Here is a 16,533-nt window from a genome sequence, read left to right as displayed (position 1 = left end):
TCAAACGGTTCCTGGGGCGCAGCGAAAACGCCGTCCGCATCCAAATGCTCACAGCCCTCATTAGCTACTTACTCGTCGAACTGCATCGCCAACGGAGTTCTCCCCGGCAAAGCATGTGGGAATGCTTGTGCGTTGTGCGCGCTACCTTATTTCAGCGCGCCGAGACTGAAATATCGGGATACCGACGACGACGCCGCCAGATGGAGGAATTCGCACAACTGCAACCTTCACTCTTTTGAAACCATGTCAACAAAATTATTCCGGACAGCAGTGCGCGAAGGCGGGAATGACGGCTCATCGGTTCGCGGCCAAAAGAGCTTAACTTAGCGGCATTCGCGTCAGGCTTTGGCTTCTTCACCCAGCTTGCCGGCGCGGAAGTCTTCGACGGCGGCGAAGATTTCCGCCTGGGTGTTCATCACGAACGGGCCGTATTGCGCGATCGGCTCGTTCAACGGCTGACCGGCGATGAGGATGAAGCGGCTGGCCTCATCGGCGCTGACGACCACCCCATCCGCGCCCTTGGTGTTGGCCAGGATCGCCATGCGGCCCGACGCCACCGCCTTGTCGTCCACGTTCACCGATCCACGATAGGTGAAGAGGAAGGCGTTGTGGCCTTCCGGCAGCAGCTGGCTGAAGCTGGCGCCGGCCGGCAGGTGCACGTCCAGATACAGCGGCTCGGTCACCTCGCGCAGCACGGCGCCGTCCACGCCGTGGCTGCGGCCCGCGATCACTTTCACTTGCGCGCCTTGCTCGGTGGTGAAAACGGGCACGTCGGCGCCATTGAAATCGCGATACCATGGCTCGCGCATTTTGTCCCTGGCTGGCAGGTTGAGCCACAGCTGGAAGCCTTCCATCACGCCGTTTTCCTGCTCCGGCATTTCCGAGTGGATCACGCCGCGGCCGGCCGTCATCCATTGCACGCCGCCGTTGGTCAGCAAGCCTTCGTTGCCGGCGCTGTCCTTGTGGCGCATGCGGCCTTCGATCATATAGGTCACCGTCTCGAAGCCGCGATGCGGATGGCTGGGGAAACCGGCGATGTAATCGTTGGCCTGGTCGCTGCCGAAGTTATCGAGCATCAGGAACGGATCCAGGCGGCGCTGCAGCGATTGCGTCAGGACACGGTTGATCTTCACGCCCGCGCCGTCCATGACGGCCTGGCCGGTGATGATGCGTTCCACGCTGCGTGGGGTGTTGACTTGATCGGTCATGTCCTTCTCCTTGGTTATACCAAAATGGCGTTGATTTCCGCTTCGGCCTGGGCTTGCGCCTTGGCCACGGCTTCCGGACCCATGCCCAGGCCTTCGGCGAACACGTACTGCACATCGGTCAGGCCGACAAAGCTCAGGAACATCTTGATGTGCGCCAGCTGGGTGTCGGTCGGGCCGTCACGGTGCAGGCCGCCACGCGACAGGGCCACGTAGACTTTCTTGCCGGTCAGCAGGCCGATCGGGCCGGTCGGGCCGTACTTGAAGGTCACGCCGGCGCGGGCAATCGCGTCGAACCAGGATTTCAGCTGGGCGGTGATGCCGAAGTTGTAGGTCGGGGCGCCGATCACGATCACGTCGGCCGCCTGCACCTGGGCGATCATGGCGTCGTCGAGGGCCACGCGCGCGGCTTGCTCGGCGGTGCGCTGGTCGGCCGGGGTGAACAGGGCTTGCAGGGCGGGCTCGTCCAGCACAGGGTGCGGATCGGCGGCCAGGTCGCGGCGGGTCAGGGCGGCGGTCGGGTTGGCGGCGCGGATTTTGGCGACCAGGGCATCGGCCAGGCGGGTCGATTCGGAACCGGTGCTGCGGGCGCTGGAGTTGATTTGCAGGATGTTCATGGCGTTGCTCCTTAGGTGTCTGGTTGAGTGCTGCGTCGATGGAGTCACTTTAATCGTTTCAAATACCTTTCGGAAGGCGTTAAAATGGATAACATTAATCCACCAATGGAACAATCATGGAAATCGACCCTGGCGACCTGCTGTTGTTTGCGCGGATTGTGGAATGCGGCAGTTTCAGCCTGGCGGCGGAGCGGGTGCAACTGCCCAAGTCCACGGTATCGCGCCGCATCACGCTGCTGGAGGGCAAGCTGGGCGAGCGCCTGCTCCAGCGCACCACGCGCAAGCTGGTGCTGACCGAGTTCGGCGCCAGTCTGCTGGAACACGCGCGCAAGGTGGCGGACGAAACCGAGGCCGCCGGCGCGCTGGCGCAGCACCGGCAGGGCGCGCCGAGCGGGCTGCTGCGTGTGTCGATGCCGGCCGACTTCGCCAACGTGGCGGTCAGCGCGGTACTGGCGCAATTCATGGACCGCTACCCGGCCATCTCGCTGGAGCTGGACTTGTCGCCGCGCCGAGTGGACCTGGTGGCGGAAGGCTTCGACCTGGCCATCCGCATGGGCGCTCTGCCGGACGACGCCACGCTGGCGGCGCGGCGCATCACCTTCAGCTCGTGGGCGCTGTACGCCTCGCCGCGCTACACCAACCTGCGCGGCTTGCCTGAGCATCCGGACGATTTGTACAAACACGATTTGCTGAGCTTGCCGCCACGCGTGAATGGATTGATCCGCTGGAACATGGCGCGCGGCAAAACCGAATGGCAGCGCGACCTGCCGGTGCGGCTGCTGGCCAACTCGCCGGAATTGCTGGTGCGGATGACCGCGACCGGGATCGGCATCGGCGCCTCGACCGAGGCGGTGGCGCGGCCTTATTTGCAGCGGGGGGAGCTGGTGCGGGTGTTGCCAGAGTGGTCGTTCCCGCAGGTGACGGGGTGGGCGGTGTTCCCCGGGCGGCGGCTGATGCCGGCCAAGACCCGGGTGTTTATCGATATGCTGGAAGAAGCCTTCGCCGGCCAGGAAGTGCTTACCTGAGCTGGGCCATTTCCTCGCCCAGGCGGACCGGGCCGCCCGGCTGCCAGGCCGGATTGAACTTCAGCACATCCTTCTGGAACAGCATGACCACGGTGGAGCCGAGCAGGAAGCGGCCCAACTCGTCGCCTTTCTTCAGCACGATGTTCTGGTCGTCATACTTCCACTCGGTGACTTGCGGCAGGCGCGGCGGGTTGACCACGCCATGCCACACGGTGGCCATGCTGCCGACGATGGTGGCGCCGACCAGCGTCATCACGAACGGGCCGTGGGCGGTATCGAACACGCACACCACGCGCTCGTTGCGGGCGAACAGGCCGGGGATGCCGCGCGCGGTGGTCGGGTTGACCGAGAACAGCTCGCCCGGCACATAAATCATGCGCGTCAGCTTGCCGTCGATCGGCATGTGGATGCGGTGGTAGTCGCGCGGGCTCAGGTACAGGTTGGCGAAGCTGCCGTGCTGGAACTGCGCGGCCAGCCTGGCGTCGCCGCCGACCAGGGCGGTGGTGCTGAACTGGTGGCCCTTGGCCTGGAAAATCTGGTCGTCCTCGATATCGCCGAACTGGCTGATGCGGCCATCGACGGGGCAGACGTAGGTGGCGTCGGCCAGCGGGCGGGCATCGGGGCGCAGGGCGCGGGTGAAGAACTCGTTAAAGGTCTTGTAGTTGGCGATATCGGGATCGAGCGCCTCGGCCATATTGACGTTGTAGCGGCCGACGAACCACCGGATCAGCCAGGTCGTCCGGTTGCCCGCGCGCGCGCCGGCGATGCGGCCGGCGAGATTGGTCAGCGCGCCCTTGGGGAGCAGGTACTGCGGCAAAACGGCAAGACGGTCGGACACGATAGCAATCCATACAAATTAACGATCGCGCATTATAACGTCCAACTCCGGGGTCAGGTCCGCCATTTCTACACGGCCTCAACAGCACAGCTGTTGAGGCCGTGTAGAAATGGCGGACCTGACCCCGGAGTTAGGGCATAATTCTGTCATCCTATAACTTGCTCGATTTGTATTATGTCGATCCGCCTGACACCCGTCGCCGCAGCTCTTTCCCTTTGTTTCGTCGCCGGCGCCGCGCGCGCGCAGGCGGAGCGGCCCAAGCAGGAGGAAATGCAGAAGGTGGAGATCAAGGGCTCGGCCGCCAAGTATGATGCGCGCCGCGATGATACCGCTAGCAAGACGGTGGTCAATAGCGAGGAGATCCAGAAGTATGGCGATACCTCCGTCAACGATGTGCTCAAGCGCTTGCCCGGCATTACCATCGGCGGCGCGCCCGGCCGCAATGGCGGCGAGATCCGCATGCGCGGCCTCGGCGCCGGCTATACCCAGATCCTGATCAACGGCGAGCGCGCGCCGGCCGGCTTTTCGATCGAGTCGCTGGCGCCCGAGGTGATCGAACGCATCGAGGTGCTGCGCGCGGCCAGCGCGGAATTCAGCACGCAGTCGATCGCCGGCACCATCAATATCGTGCTGAAGAAGGCGCTCAAGGCGGCCCAGCATGAACTGAAGTTCAGCCAGGCCCGTGGCGGCAAGTCCAGCTCGCCCAGCATGAGCCTGCAGATGTCGGACAAGCGCGACGGCATGTCGTATTCCTTTGGCGGCAACGCCTGGCGCTATATGTATAACCGCATGACGCCGACCTGGGAAGATGGCGCCGACGCCGACGGCGTCCCAAGCTATGCGCGCGCCTCCACCTGGCGCGATCAGGGACGCGGCCAGGGCTTCAATCTGTCGCCGCGCATTAACTGGGCGCTCGATAATGGCGATACGGTGACTTCGCAAACCTTTCTGAACTGGAATACCTTCGCCAGCAACAGCCACGGCCGCACCGAGGTGGAGTTCGGCCAGGGCCCGGACTATGACCGCACCGATAATACCTATAGCAACCACAACGGCTTCGGCCGCACCGATCTGAACTGGGTGCATAAGCTGGAGGAGGGCGCCAAGTTCGATCTGAAAGCGGCCGTCAGCACGGCTCGCAGCACGGCCGATTCGCTGCAACTGGCCGGCAACCACGGCTTGCCGGCCACACTGTACCGCACTGTCCACAGCGACAGCGAGGAGCAGGGCTTCAGCACACAGGGCAAGTATTCCACGCCTTACACCTTCACCAGGGCGGCCGAGGGCGGGGCCGAGGCGGTCGAGCATGCGCTGTCGATGGGCTGGGATGCCGGCGTGACCCAGCGCGATGACAGCCGCGTCCAGCGCGACGCCGACCTGCCGGGCAGTTCGCCCATCAACAGCGACGAGGGTTTTACCGCCAAGGTCACCCGCCTTGCCCTGTACGGGCAGGACGAGTGGAATATCACGCCGCTGTGGTCGGTCTATACGGGCTTGCGCTGGGAAGGCCTGGATACGCGCGCTGACGGCGATAGCATCGATGCCGTGCAAAACCGCTCCAGCGTGTTCAGTCCGCTGATGCAGACGTTGATCAAGCTGCCCAACAAGAAGGACCAGGTGCGCCTGGCGCTGACGCGCACTTACAAGGCGCCGTCCACCGCCGCGCTGATCCCGCGCAAGTTCACGTCGACCAACAACAGCCCGACCGAGCCGGACCGTCGCGGCAATCCGAATCTCAAGCCGGAGCTGGCGCTCGGTCTCGATGTCTCGTTCGAGCATTACTGGGGCGACGGCGGCCTGCTGAGCGCGGCGGCCTCGGTGCGCCGCATCGAGAATTACACCCATCAGGGCCTGTTCTACGAGGATCAGCGCTGGGTCTCGACCGCCATCAACGATGGCCGCGCCGAAACCCGTGGCATCGAGCTGGAAGCCAAGTTCCCCGCCAGCGTGCTGATGGATGACGCGCCGAAGCTGGATCTGCGCGCCAGCATCAGCCGCAACTGGTCGCGCGTGGACAGCGTGCCCGGCCCTGACAACCGCCTTGACCAGCAAGTGCCGCTCAGCGCCACGCTGGGCATCGATTACAAGACGCCTGATGGCCAGATGAGCACCGGCAGCAATTTCAGCTTCCGCAATGGCGGCCTGGCGCGCCTGAGCGGCACCCAAGGCGGCTACACCTCGGTACGGCGCGACCTCGATGTGTACGCCTTGTGGAAGCTGGATCAGCAAAACAGCCTGCGGGTGGCGGTGTCGAACCTGTTGGCCCAGGACTACACCACCGAAAGCCTCTACAACGACGCCACCGGCAGCATCAACCGCACCACGGTGGCCAGCGGCGAAACCCAGCTGCGCATAACGGTAGAGACCCGCTTCTGAGGGTGGTATGATTCCTTGGTGAATTCATTCGCCTAGGGAATATGCCAAATAATCCTGACGCCACCGATATGCTCCAGCCGGACGACGCCAGTCTTCGGATGGCGCTGGCCGAGGTGCGGGATTTGCAGCGCACCGTGGCGGCCCTGCGCGCCGAGCTGGAGTTGGCGCACCAGGAACGCCAGCGCCAGGTGCAGGACGCGGTCTCGGCCGCGCAGGGTGATATTTTGCAGTTGCGCGACACCATCGTCGCGTTGCGCAATAGCCTGGAAAAGGCCGCGCAGGAGCGCATCGATGCGCTGCAGGCCGCGTCCGCCGGTCATCACGCGGAAATCGCCCAGTTGCACGACACCATACGCGCCATGCGCGTGGCGCTGGAGTCCAAGGCATGACCACCGCCGAACAGCCCGCCCTCAACGCCCAGCGCAAGCGCTTGCGGCAGGTGGAGCTGCTGCTGGAGGTGTCGCGCCGCATGGCGGCCTACGATACGCTCGATGAAATCCTCACCGCGCTGGTGGAGGTGACCACGGAGGAGCTCGGCGCCGAGCGCGGCACGCTGTTCCTCAACGACGCCGAAACCGGCGAGCTGTTCTCCCGCGTCGCGCAGGGCAATATCCAGCGCGAGATCCGTTTCCTCAACCACACCGGCATCGCCGGCCACGTGTTCACCACCGGCGAGCCGGTGATGATCGCCGACGCTTACGCCGACCCGCGTTTCAACCGTTCCATCGACGAGCAGACCGGCTTTGTCACCCGCACCATCCTGTGCGTGCCGATCAAGACGGTCAAGGGCGAGATCATCGGTGTGTCGCAAACGCTGAACAAGCGGCGCGGCAAGTTCACGCGCGGCGATCTGCAATTGCTGGAGGCGCTTACCACCCAGGGCACGCTGGCGCTGCAAAGCGCGCGCTTCCTGGAAAGCATGAAGAAGATCCGCCGCCAGGAGATGGAGTTCATCGACGTGGTGTCCGAGGTCACGGCCGATATCAAGCTCGGCTCGCTGCTGCAGAAGGTGATGGGCGAGGCCACGCGCCTGCTCAACGCCGAGCGCTCGACCTTGTTCCTCAACGATGAGAAAACCGGCGAGCTGTGGTCGGAGGTGGGGCAGGGGCTGGAATCGTTGCAAATCCGCCTGCCCAATAACGCCGGCATCGCCGGCGCGGTGTTCACCTCGGGCAAGACCATCAACATTCCCTATGCCTACGCCGACCTGCGCTTCAATCCGGCGTTCGACAAGCGCACCGGCTATTTCACGCGTTCCATCCTGTGCGTGCCGATCGTCAACAAGGCCGGCAAGATCATCGGCGTGACGCAGGTGCTGAACAAGCGCGGCGGGCCGTTCAGCGCGGAGGATGAGTCGCGCCTGCGCGCCTTCACCGCGCAGATCTCGATCGCGCTGGAGAACGCCAAGCTGTTCGCCGACGTCCAGCAGATCAAGAACTACAACGAGGCCATGCTGGAGTCGATGTCCAATGGCGTGATCACGCTGGACAGCCAGGAGAAAATCGTCACCTGCAACGAGGCCGGGTTGCGCATCCTGCGCACCACGGCGGCGGCCATTGTCGGCCGCGCCGTGGGCGAGTTCTTCGGCGCCGCCAACGCCTGGATGATGGACAAGCTGCGCCAGGTGGAGGTCCACGAGGAGGCCGAACACCTGATGGATGTGGAGCTGCAGCTGGGCGAGGAGACCCGCTCGGTCAATCTCAGCGTGCAGCCGCTGCTGTCGATGGAGAAGAAGCGCATCGGCTGGATGTTGATGATCGAGGATATTTCCAGCGAAAAGCGCTTGCGTTCGACCATGTCGCGCTACATGGATCCCGGCATCGCCGATCAGATGGTGGCCAATGGCGCTGAAATGCTGGGCGGGAAGAATGTGCCGGCCACGGTGCTGTTCTCGGATATTCGCAGCTTCACCACCATCACCGAGCAACTGGGCGCGCAGGGCACGGTGACCATGCTGAACGAATATTTCACGCTGATGGTCGACTGCATCCAGCGCGAAGAAGGCATGCTGGACAAGTTCATCGGCGACGCCATCATGGCCGCCTTCGGCATCCCGGTCGGCCATGAGGACGACCCGGACCGCGCCGTGCGCGCGGCCATCGCCATGGTCAACGAATTGCGCGCGTGGAACCTGGCGCGGGCCGGCGAGGGCAAGCCGCCGGTGGAGATCGGCATCGGTCTGAATACCGACCAGGTGGTGTCCGGCAATATCGGCTCCAAGAAGCGCATGGACTACACCATCATCGGCGACGGCGTGAATCTGGCGGCGCGGCTGGAGTCGGCCTGCAAGCAGTATGGCGCGCGCATCCTGATCAGCGAATTCACCTATCGCGCGCTGCGCGGCACCTACCGCACGCGCGAGGTCGATATCGTGGTGGTCAAGGGCAAGACCAGGCCGGTGTCGATCTACGAGGTGCTGGATTATCACACCGAGGACAGCTATCCGGCGTTGCCGGAGGCCATGGGCTTGTTCCGCAACGGCTTGCAAAGCTATCGCAAGCGCAACTGGAACGCGGCCTGTCAATTGTTCGAGGAGGTGCTGGCGCTTAACCCGCGCGACCAGGTCGCGGAGTTGTATGTGGCGCGCTGCCGCCATATGGCCGTCAACCCGCCGCCGGCGGATTGGGACGGCACATTTATCATGGAATCCAAGTGAATGAAAATACCCCGGAGTACGTTGGAGCAATGGCAGGTATTACAGGCGATTGTCGAATGCGGCGGTTATGCGCAGGCGGCGGAAGCCCTGCATCGCAGCCAGTCGTCGGTAAGTTACATGGTGGCCAAGTTGCAGGAACAACTGGGCGTGGAATTACTCGAAATCGACGGCCGGCGCGCGCGCCTGACTAAAAATGGCGAGGCGCTGTTAATCAAGGCGCGCGAGTTATTGGGCGACGCTTTTCAACTGGAGCAATTGGCCAGTAGTTTGGCCGAAGGCTGGGAGCCGCAAGTCAGTATAGCCGTCGATAGTCTGTTTCCAGTGGAACTGCTGGTCCAGGTGTTGCGCGATTTTGAACCGTGGGCCCGGCATACGCGGGTTAATCTGGAGGAGACGGTGTTATCCGGCTCGGAGGATGCGTTATTGGAAAAACGCGTGGATATCGCGATCGTCAGCCGTATTCCATCGGGTTTTCTGGGCGACGCATTAATGGATATTGAATTTGTCGCGGTGGCCCATCCTTGTCATCCGCTGCATGCGCTGGGGCGCGAGCTCGAAGCCGATGATTTAAGCCGCAATCTGCATATCGTGGTGCGCGATTCCGGCACCTTGAATCCGCGCGACCATGGTTGGCTGAATAGTAACCAACGCTGGAGCGTTACCAGCCCGCATACTCGCATGGAAATGATTTGTAATGGAATCGGCTTTGGCTGGCTGGCCGAGCACAAAATCCAGCATCAATTGGAGCAGGGCTTGCTGAAGCCTTTGCCCTTGCGCGTAGGGCAGCGCCGTAAGCTTTCCTTATCGCTGGTGGTGGCCAATCCGGAATTAGCCGGGCCCGCCACATGCCGCCTCGCCAATTTAATCCGCAAGGTTGTCGTGGACGGAATACAGTTGCGCCCCCTATGCGAATGAAACCGGCTTTTATATTCTCCCGCAGTGGTGGAAAATATTCATTTTTATCACTATATTGGGATATATCTGGAGTGCGGCCGCAAAGTTATGGTAAATTGCGCCTATCAAATGTCACGGATTGTCACTCGTGGTGTTTTTTAGAATCTAACCTATCGAAAAGAAGGAATTAAGATGACGACTTACCAGGAATACAAAGCGAAGATCGCTGAACTGGAGAATCTGGCCGAAACCGCCCGCAAAAATGAAATTGCACAGGCGAAAGAAAAAGTCACCGCGATCATGCGTGAATACGGCCTGACCATCGCGGATCTGGGCGGCGTAACCAAGGTTAAAACGTCCAAGCCACGCGCACCGGTGCCAACCAAGTATCGTGACGATGCCACCGGCCAAACCTGGACCGGCCGTGGCCGCGCGCCGAAATGGCTGGAAGGTAAGAACAAAGACGATTATCTGATCAAGTAATTCCTCCCGCTAGCCGTGGCGGAGTTTATATTGAAGCGCAACCGTCTTGCCTTATTATTCTCCGCCTTAATAGGCATATTCTCGCCCGCCACGTATGCGGCGGATATGGTGTTAAGCCCGGCACGGGTCTGGACTGGCGAAGGCCAGCCCCACGCCAATTGGGCTGTGCTGATCAGCGGCGACAAGATCGCCGCCGTCGGCCCCGCCGACAAAATCAATATCCCGGCCGGCGCCGAACGCATCAGTCTGCCGGACGCCACACTGATCCCCGGTTTAATGGATTTGCACTCGCATGTGCTGCTGCATCCTTATAACGAAACCTCGTGGGACGATCAGGTTTTAAAGGAGCCGGTTGAATACCGCACGCTGCTGGCGGGCCGTCACGCCGCCGCCACGCTGCAGGCCGGATTCACCACCTTGCGCGACCTGGGCACCGAAGGCGCCATGTACGCCGATGTCTCGATCAAAAAAGCCATTAACGACGGTGTGATTCCCGGGCCGCGCCTGTTCATCGCCACGCGCGCGATTGTGGCCAGCGGCAGTTATGGGCCCTCGCCGCGTTCCTACCGCGCCGATGTCGACCTGCCCAAGGGGGCGCAGGAAGCCAGCGGCGTCGACGAGGTGGTGAGGGCGGTGCGCGAGCAGGGCGCGCGCGGCGCGGACTGGATCAAGGTGTATGCCGATTACCGCACCGGCCCGGACGGCGGCGCGTACGCGACCTTTTCGCAGGCCGAATTGAACGCGCTGGTGCAGGCCGCGCATGAATCCGGGCGCAAGGTGGCCTCGCACGCCAGCACCGACGAAGGCATGCGCCGTTCCGCGCTGGCCGGCGTCGACACCATCGAGCATGGCTACGGTGGCACCGAAGCCACGTTCAAGCTGATGGCGGAGCGCCACGTCGCCTATTTCCCGACGCTGACCGCGCCCGAGGCCACCAGCGAATACTTTCAGAAATATCAGCGCGGCGGAGCGCCGACGCCATCGATGCAGGCCGCCGCCCGCGCTTTCCAGCTGGCGCGCAAGCTGGGTGTGGTGATCGGCAACGGCAGCGACGTCGGCGTCTTCGCCCACGGCGACAACGCGCGCGAGCTGGAGTGGATGGTCAAACTTGGCATGACGCCGCTCGAGGCCTTGCGCGCGGCCACCGTGGTCAACGCGGCCGTGCTTGGCCAGCCGGCGCTGGGCCAATTGCGCGAAGGCTACCTGGCCGACGTGGTGGCGGTGCGGGGCGACCCGACGCAAGACATCGGGGCCTTGAGAAAAGTGCAAATGGTCATCAAGAACGGCACGATTTTCCGTCGTCCATGAGCCGAGGTCAGCCATTTCGTGAGATGATAGCGAAATGCCATCGATCCCTCTTTTTCCGCTGAAAACCATCCTGTTCCCTGACGGCCATTTGCCGCTGCAGGTGTTCGAAGTGCGCTATCTCGACCTGGTCAAACGCTGCATCGCCAAGGGCGAGGAGTTCGGTGTGGTCTCGCTGCTGGACGGCAGCGAGGTGCGCGTGCCCGACCAGCATGAAACCCTGTCCGCCTGCGGCACCATGGCGCGCATCATCGACTGGAGCGCGCCGCTGCCGGGACTGCTGCAGATTTCCTGCATCGGCACCACCCGTTTCCAGGTCAAGTCGGCCGAGCAGCTCAAGCACGGCCTGTGGATGGCCGAGGTGGAGGAGGTGGCGGAGGACATGGTCGTGCCGATCCCGACCGAGCAGCAGGACGTGGCCAACGCGCTCGGCGCGCTGATCCGCTCGCTGCAGAAGAAGCAGATCTCCACCGCCAACATGTCGCTGGCGCCGCCGTACCGGCTGGACGAGGCCGGCTGGGTGGCCAACCGCTGGTGCGAGCTGCTGCGGCTGGACATGGAAGAGAAACAGCGCCTGCTGCTGCAGGAAAATCCGGTGCTGCGGCTGGAGCTGGTGCAGGACGTGCTGAGCGAGAACGGCCTGCTCGACAATCACTAATCGGCGTGCGCTTCGCTGGGATCGTCCAGCGCATGCACACGTACCGACCACATCACCCCGGCGATCAGCAGCACGATGGCGGCGATCTCCAGCGCGCGCGGCAGCTGCTGCTTGTAGATAAAGCCGTACAGCAGCGCGAACAGCGTTTCAAACAGGATCAACTGGCCGGACAAGGTCAGCGGCACCTTGCGGCTGGCGATGTTCCACAGGTGGTTGCCGATCACCGAGGCGCCCAGTGCCAGCAGGGCGTTGACGATCCAGAACACGCCCCAGTCGCGACCGCTGGCGACCGCGGCCGCGCCGGTCACGTCGCCATGGAAGATGGCCAGCGCCGCCACGGCGATCGCCAGCGCGATCAGGCCGCTGGAGATGCCGTACAGCGACGACCACTCGCCGCTGCTGAAATGCGGATTGCGCTTGAGGTAGCGCGCGTTGTCGACCGAGTACCAGGTCCAGCACAGCAGCGCGCCGGCCGCGCACAGCACGCCCACCAGCTTGTGCGCCAGCGGCATGGCGTTGCCGACGTCATGCGTGAAGACGTCGATATTGATGCAGGCGATGCCGGCCGCGACCAGCAGCAGCGGCAGCGTCAATTGCCTGAGCGGCACCGAGCCGTGATCCTTGTGACCCATCAGCGTGACGGAAATCGGCAGCACGCCGATGATCAGCGAGGTGGCGGCCACGCCGGCCAGCTTCACGCCGAGCGCCAGCAGCATGTAGTAGACGATGTTGCCGGCCAGCGCGTGCTTGACCATGGCGATGACGTCGTCGCGATCAAGCCGGCGCAGCAGCGCCGGCAGGCGCGATCCCATCAGCCCGGCGGCGATCAGGCCGTAGGCGATGTAGCGGCCGCAGGCCATTTCCAGCGGCGTGAACGCGCTTAAAAATACCGGCGTGACGAACACCATGCCCCACATGGCGCCCGCCAATAAACCGCACAACACGCCGTGCCACATGGTTGGAATCCTTAGTAGAGGGTGCAGAGCCACCACACGGCGGCCACGTTAGCCGCCACGCTGCACCAGAAAGCGATTTGAAAAGAAGTCTTGACCGTTTTATGGCGCAGGATCCGCTGCGCCAGCAGGCCGCCGGGCCAGCCGCAGCACAGGCCCAGCAACAGCAGGGTGCGCTCGGAGATGCGGCTGCGCCGCTGCTGCGCCGCCGATTTGTCGATGGCGTAGGCGATGAAGCAGGCCACGCTGGCGACGCCGTAGAACGACGCCAGCCACAGCAAGGTGAGGGCGATCAGAAGTAGCTCAGGCCGAGCGCGGCCTTGACTTCATCGGCGGTTTGCGCCGCCACTTCACGCGCGCGCATGGTGCCTTCCTTCAGGATCTGCATGATGTAGCCCCTGTCCTTGGCCAGCTCTTCGCGGCGCGCGCGGATCGGCGCCAGCATCTCCTGCAGCACGGCTTCCAGGCGCTTCTTGACGATGGAGTCGCCCAGGCCGCCGCGCACGTAGTGGGCCTTCATTTCTTCCAGCTTGTCCTTTTCCGGATCGAACGCGTCCAGGTAGATGAAGGCGACGTTGCCTTCCAGGTGGCCCGGATCCTCCACGCGCAGGTGCAGCGGGTCGGTGTAGACCTTCTTCACGGCGGCGGTGATCTCGGCCGCGCTGGCGCCCAGGTTGATGGTGTTGCCCAGCGACTTGCTCATCTTGGCCTTGCCGTCGATGCCCGGCAGGCGGCCGATGTCCGGCACCAGCGCCTTGCACTCGACCAGGATTTCCTTGTCGGCGATGCGGTTGAAGCGGCGCACGATCTCATTGGTCTGCTCGATCATCGGAATCTGGTCCTCGCCCACCGGCACCAGCGTGGCCTTGAAGGCCGAGATGTCGGCCGCTTGCGAGGCCGGGTAGGTCAGGAAGCCGGCCGGGATGTCGCGCTCGAAGCCGCGCAGGGCGATTTCGGTCTTCACGGTCGGGTTGCGCTCCAGGCGGGCCACGGTGACCATGTTCAGGTAGTAGAAGGTCAGCTCGGCCAGTTCCGGGATTTGCGACTGGATCAGGATGGTCGACTTGGCCGGGTCGATGCCGACCGCCAGGTAGTCCAGCGCCACTTCCACCACGTTGCGGTGCACCTTGTTGGTGTCGTCCATGTTGTCGGTCAGCGCCTGCGAGTCGGCCAGCATGATGAACTGCTTGAACTGGTGCTGGTATTCGACGCGGTTGCGCAGGCTGCCGACGTAGTGGCCCAGGTGCAGCGGGCCGGTCGGGCGGTCGCCGGTCAGGATGATTTGCGGACCTTTGGGGGCGACGGCGACGGCTTCGGTGTTGGACTGTTCAGGCAGACTCATCAGGGTTCCTCGGGGTTGCTAGGTTTTGCCCCAGTCCGATGCGCGGATATGAAAACGCCACCAGACGAGGGCGGCGTTGATAAAAATATCACATCACTAGTGTAGACAGTGGCCGCTCGCGCTAGGAGCGGCGCCAATACGTGCAGGTGTGAAGTGGGGCATAAAAAATCATGGCCGTATGGTTGCAGGTCGTGGCTTGTCTGTCAAGGTCGGGAACCATCCGGCGAGACAGGCGGTCTGAGCTGCTCTTAAAAACTCCTGCATTAATGGTACTATTGTTCCATTGGAAACTTTTCCGTGGAGCCGTCATGCGCCGTACCGCAGTTGCCGCATTGCTTGCCTTGTCCTTTCCTGCTTTTGCGCAAACGCCGGCCATGGCGCCGGATATTCCCGCCAAGTTCGACACAGCCATTCCCAACGCCGACTATATCAAGCGCGACGTCATGATCCCGATGCGCGACGGCGTCAAGCTGCACACCGTGATCGTGATTCCGAAGGGCGCCCGGCGCGCGCCCATGGTCCTGAGCCGCACGCCCTACAGCGCCAGTGGCCGCGCCGGGCGCAACAACAGCCCCAGCATCCAGGCCATCGTCGGACAGGGCGATGAGATCATGGTCGGCGAGGGCTATATCCGCGTGTTCCAGGACGTGCGCGGCAAATACGGCTCCGAGGGCGACTATGTGATGACCCGTCCGCTGATCGGCCCGCTCAACAACACCCGCACCGACCATTCCACCGACGCCTGGGACACCATCGACTGGCTGGTCAAGAACGTGCCGGAATCCAACGGCAAGGTCGGCATGATCGGTTCCTCCTACGAAGGCTTCACCGTGCTGATGGCGCTGGTCAATCCGCATCCGGCGCTGAAGGTGGCGGTGCCGATGAGCCCGATGGTGGACGGCTGGCGCGGCGACGACTGGTTCCACAACGGCGCCTTCCGCATGCCCAACCTGAGCTACATCGCCGGCCAGACCGGCGCCAAGGGCGGCGGCAAGCAACCTGCCACCGGTGTCTACGACGATTACGAAGGCATGCTGCGCGCCGGCTCGGCCAGCGACTACGCCGCCAAATTCGGCCTCGACCAGCTGAACTACACCAAAAAACTGTTCGAGCACCCGGCCTACGACAGCTACTGGCAGCATCAGGCGGTCGACAAGATCCTCGCCCAACACGACCTCAAGGTGCCCACCATGACGGTGGTCGGCTACTGGGACCAGGAGGACATCTATGGCGCCTACGCCGTCTACGAGACGCTGGAGCGGAAGGACACCGCCAACGACAAGAACTTCCTGGTGGTCGGCCCGTGGCGCCACAGCGGCGTGAACTATGACGGCTCCAGCCTGGGCGTGTTCAAGTTCACCGGCGACACCGCGCTGGAATTCCGCCGCGACGTGATGCAGCCTTTCCTCGACCAGTACCTGAAGGATGGCGCGCCGGCCGCCGATACGCCGCCGGTGCTGTTCTACCAGACCGGCGTCAACCGCTGGCAGAGGCTGCCGCAATGGCCGCTGGCGCGCCAGCTTAAACCGCTGTACTTGCAGAACGGCCAAAAGCTCGGCCTCGACGCGCCGCAGGATGGTTACGACGAATACGTCGCCGATCCGGCCAAGCCGGTGCCGTTCGTGCCGCGCCCGGTGCGCATGGGCGACGGCAATGTGTGGCGGCCATGGCTGGTGAGCGACCAGCGCGCCGTTTCCGACCGCACCGACGTGCTGACTTATGTGACCGAGCCGTTGAAAGCCGGTGTGCGGATCGCCGGCCAGACCATGGTCAACCTGTTGGCCTCCACCAGCGGCACCGACGCCGATTGGGTGGTCAAGCTGATCGACGTCTATCCGGACGAGGTGCCGTCGCAGCCGGAGCTGGGCGGCTACCAGCTGGGCATTGCGATGGACATCTTCCGCGGCCGCTACCGTGACAGCCTGGAAACGCCGTCGCCGATTCCGGCAAACGAAGTGCAGCGCTACCGCTTCGCGCTGCCGAACGCCAATCACGTGTTCCTGCCGGGCCACCGCATCATGGTGCAGGTGCAATCGAGCTGGTTCCCGCTGTACGACCGCAACCCACAAACCTATGTGCCCAACATCTTCTACGCCAAGCCCTCCGACTACAGGAAGGCGACGCTGAAGGTGTATCACAACAGCGCCCTGGAACTGCCGGTGGTGGAGGCGAAATAAGCCC

15 protein-coding genes and 1 pseudogene are annotated in these 16,533 nt (G+C 63.3%); 10 read left to right on the top strand and 6 right to left on the bottom strand.

From position 1 onward, the window contains the following. Positions 1-239: pseudogene (locus FHW83_RS30520) on the top strand (hypothetical protein); the annotation flags it as partial. A gap of 99 nt (positions 240-338) precedes the next feature. Here FHW83_RS30520 and FHW83_RS22325 read toward each other — a convergent pair. Continuing rightward, positions 339-1,208, bottom strand: coding sequence for a pirin family protein (locus FHW83_RS22325; RefSeq protein WP_176648553.1), 870 nt, complete (start codon positions 1,206-1,208; stop codon positions 339-341). 14 nt (positions 1,209-1,222) lie between these two features. Further along, the gene (locus FHW83_RS22320; protein WP_176648552.1) at positions 1,223-1,822 is read right to left on the bottom strand and encodes an FMN-dependent NADH-azoreductase; all 600 of its coding nucleotides are present in this window, start codon (positions 1,820-1,822) and stop codon (positions 1,223-1,225) included. 116 nt (positions 1,823-1,938) lie between these two features. Between FHW83_RS22320 and FHW83_RS22315 the strand changes: the two genes are divergently transcribed. Beyond that, positions 1,939-2,847, top strand: coding sequence for a LysR family transcriptional regulator (locus FHW83_RS22315; protein WP_176648551.1), 909 nt, complete (start codon positions 1,939-1,941; stop codon positions 2,845-2,847). Here the strand turns inward: FHW83_RS22315 and asd are convergent. Continuing rightward, entirely contained in the window at positions 2,840-3,685 is an 846-nt protein-coding gene (gene asd, locus FHW83_RS22310; protein WP_176648550.1) for an archaetidylserine decarboxylase, read from the bottom strand. The genes FHW83_RS22315 and asd overlap by 8 nt on opposite strands. Before the next feature lie 174 nt (positions 3,686-3,859). Between asd and FHW83_RS22305 the strand changes: the two genes are divergently transcribed. The 7 genes from FHW83_RS22305 to FHW83_RS22275 all read left to right on the top strand — a co-directional run bounded on the left by FHW83_RS22305 (position 3,860) and on the right by FHW83_RS22275 (position 12,057). Further along, on the top strand, positions 3,860-6,061 hold the full coding sequence (locus tag FHW83_RS22305; RefSeq protein ID WP_176648549.1) for a TonB-dependent siderophore receptor: 2,202 nt from the start codon (positions 3,860-3,862) through the stop codon (positions 6,059-6,061). Between the two features lie 41 nt (positions 6,062-6,102). Beyond that, positions 6,103-6,450, top strand: coding sequence for a hypothetical protein (locus FHW83_RS22300; RefSeq protein WP_229224306.1), 348 nt, complete (start codon positions 6,103-6,105; stop codon positions 6,448-6,450). Beyond that, complete coding sequence (locus tag FHW83_RS22295) at positions 6,447-8,717, top strand: GAF domain-containing protein (protein ID WP_176648548.1); 2,271 nt, start codon at positions 6,447-6,449, stop codon at positions 8,715-8,717. The genes FHW83_RS22300 and FHW83_RS22295 overlap by 4 nt, the downstream gene beginning before the upstream one ends. Further along, positions 8,718-9,632, top strand: a complete 915-nt coding sequence (locus FHW83_RS22290; RefSeq protein WP_176648547.1) for a LysR family transcriptional regulator — start codon at positions 8,718-8,720, stop codon at positions 9,630-9,632. Between the two features lie 171 nt (positions 9,633-9,803). Beyond that, the gene (locus FHW83_RS22285) at positions 9,804-10,094 is read left to right on the top strand and encodes an H-NS family nucleoid-associated regulatory protein (protein WP_176648546.1); all 291 of its coding nucleotides are present in this window, start codon (positions 9,804-9,806) and stop codon (positions 10,092-10,094) included. Between the two features lie 105 nt (positions 10,095-10,199). Continuing rightward, positions 10,200-11,402 (top strand): amidohydrolase family protein, encoded by a 1,203-nt coding sequence (locus tag FHW83_RS22280; protein ID WP_176648545.1) that lies wholly within the window; start codon positions 10,200-10,202, stop codon positions 11,400-11,402. A gap of 34 nt (positions 11,403-11,436) precedes the next feature. Further along, the gene (locus tag FHW83_RS22275; protein WP_176648544.1) at positions 11,437-12,057 is read left to right on the top strand and encodes an LON peptidase substrate-binding domain-containing protein; all 621 of its coding nucleotides are present in this window, start codon (positions 11,437-11,439) and stop codon (positions 12,055-12,057) included. On the opposite strand, the gene FHW83_RS22270 is transcribed toward FHW83_RS22275, so the two are convergent. The 3 genes from FHW83_RS22270 to trpS are packed head-to-tail and all read right to left on the bottom strand — an operon-like array spanning position 12,054 to position 14,352. Further along, positions 12,054-13,013 (bottom strand): DMT family transporter, encoded by a 960-nt coding sequence (locus FHW83_RS22270; protein WP_176648543.1) that lies wholly within the window; start codon positions 13,011-13,013, stop codon positions 12,054-12,056. The two genes, FHW83_RS22275 and FHW83_RS22270, sit on opposite strands and share 4 nt — an antisense overlap. Before the next feature lie 11 nt (positions 13,014-13,024). After that, positions 13,025-13,291: a DUF1294 domain-containing protein gene (locus tag FHW83_RS22265; RefSeq protein ID WP_229224305.1), complete on the bottom strand. Its 267-nt coding sequence runs from the start codon at positions 13,289-13,291 to the stop codon at positions 13,025-13,027. A gap of 11 nt (positions 13,292-13,302) precedes the next feature. Next, the gene (gene trpS / locus FHW83_RS22260; RefSeq protein WP_176648542.1) at positions 13,303-14,352 is read right to left on the bottom strand and encodes a tryptophan--tRNA ligase; all 1,050 of its coding nucleotides are present in this window, start codon (positions 14,350-14,352) and stop codon (positions 13,303-13,305) included. Positions 14,353-14,660: 308 nt separating this feature from the next. Between trpS and FHW83_RS22255 the strand changes: the two genes are divergently transcribed. Then, the gene (locus tag FHW83_RS22255) at positions 14,661-16,529 is read left to right on the top strand and encodes a CocE/NonD family hydrolase (protein WP_176648541.1); all 1,869 of its coding nucleotides are present in this window, start codon (positions 14,661-14,663) and stop codon (positions 16,527-16,529) included. The last annotated feature ends 4 nt before the right edge of the window (positions 16,530-16,533 follow it).

Origin of the sequence: Duganella sp. SG902, assembly GCF_013376005.1 — a bacterium.
In the GTDB taxonomy this organism is placed as follows: domain Bacteria; phylum Pseudomonadota; class Gammaproteobacteria; order Burkholderiales; family Burkholderiaceae_D; genus Rugamonas.
This window is presented reverse-complemented; position numbering and strand designations above follow the sequence as displayed.

Bases quoted from the DNA above. Each gene is read 5' to 3' on its own strand.
- FHW83_RS22290 (WP_176648547.1), top strand. From the start codon at position 8,718: ATGAAAATACCCCGGAGTACGTTGGAGCAATGGCAGGTATTACAGGCG.
- FHW83_RS22270 (WP_176648543.1), bottom strand. From the start codon at position 13,013: ATGTGGCACGGCGTGTTGTGCGGTTTATTGGCGGGCGCCATGTGGGGC.
- FHW83_RS22325 (WP_176648553.1), bottom strand. From the start codon at position 1,208: ATGACCGATCAAGTCAACACCCCACGCAGCGTGGAACGCATCATCACC.
- FHW83_RS22315 (WP_176648551.1), top strand. From the start codon at position 1,939: ATGGAAATCGACCCTGGCGACCTGCTGTTGTTTGCGCGGATTGTGGAA.
- FHW83_RS22255 (WP_176648541.1), top strand. From the start codon at position 14,661: ATGCGCCGTACCGCAGTTGCCGCATTGCTTGCCTTGTCCTTTCCTGCT.
- FHW83_RS22295 (WP_176648548.1), top strand. From the start codon at position 6,447: ATGACCACCGCCGAACAGCCCGCCCTCAACGCCCAGCGCAAGCGCTTG.
- FHW83_RS22275 (WP_176648544.1), top strand. From the start codon at position 11,437: ATGCCATCGATCCCTCTTTTTCCGCTGAAAACCATCCTGTTCCCTGAC.
- FHW83_RS22320 (WP_176648552.1), bottom strand. From the start codon at position 1,822: ATGAACATCCTGCAAATCAACTCCAGCGCCCGCAGCACCGGTTCCGAA.
- FHW83_RS22285 (WP_176648546.1), top strand. From the start codon at position 9,804: ATGACGACTTACCAGGAATACAAAGCGAAGATCGCTGAACTGGAGAAT.
- FHW83_RS22280 (WP_176648545.1), top strand. From the start codon at position 10,200: ATGGTGTTAAGCCCGGCACGGGTCTGGACTGGCGAAGGCCAGCCCCAC.
- FHW83_RS22300 (WP_229224306.1), top strand. From the start codon at position 6,103: ATGCCAAATAATCCTGACGCCACCGATATGCTCCAGCCGGACGACGCC.
- trpS (WP_176648542.1), bottom strand. From the start codon at position 14,352: ATGAGTCTGCCTGAACAGTCCAACACCGAAGCCGTCGCCGTCGCCCCC.
- FHW83_RS22305 (WP_176648549.1), top strand. From the start codon at position 3,860: ATGTCGATCCGCCTGACACCCGTCGCCGCAGCTCTTTCCCTTTGTTTC.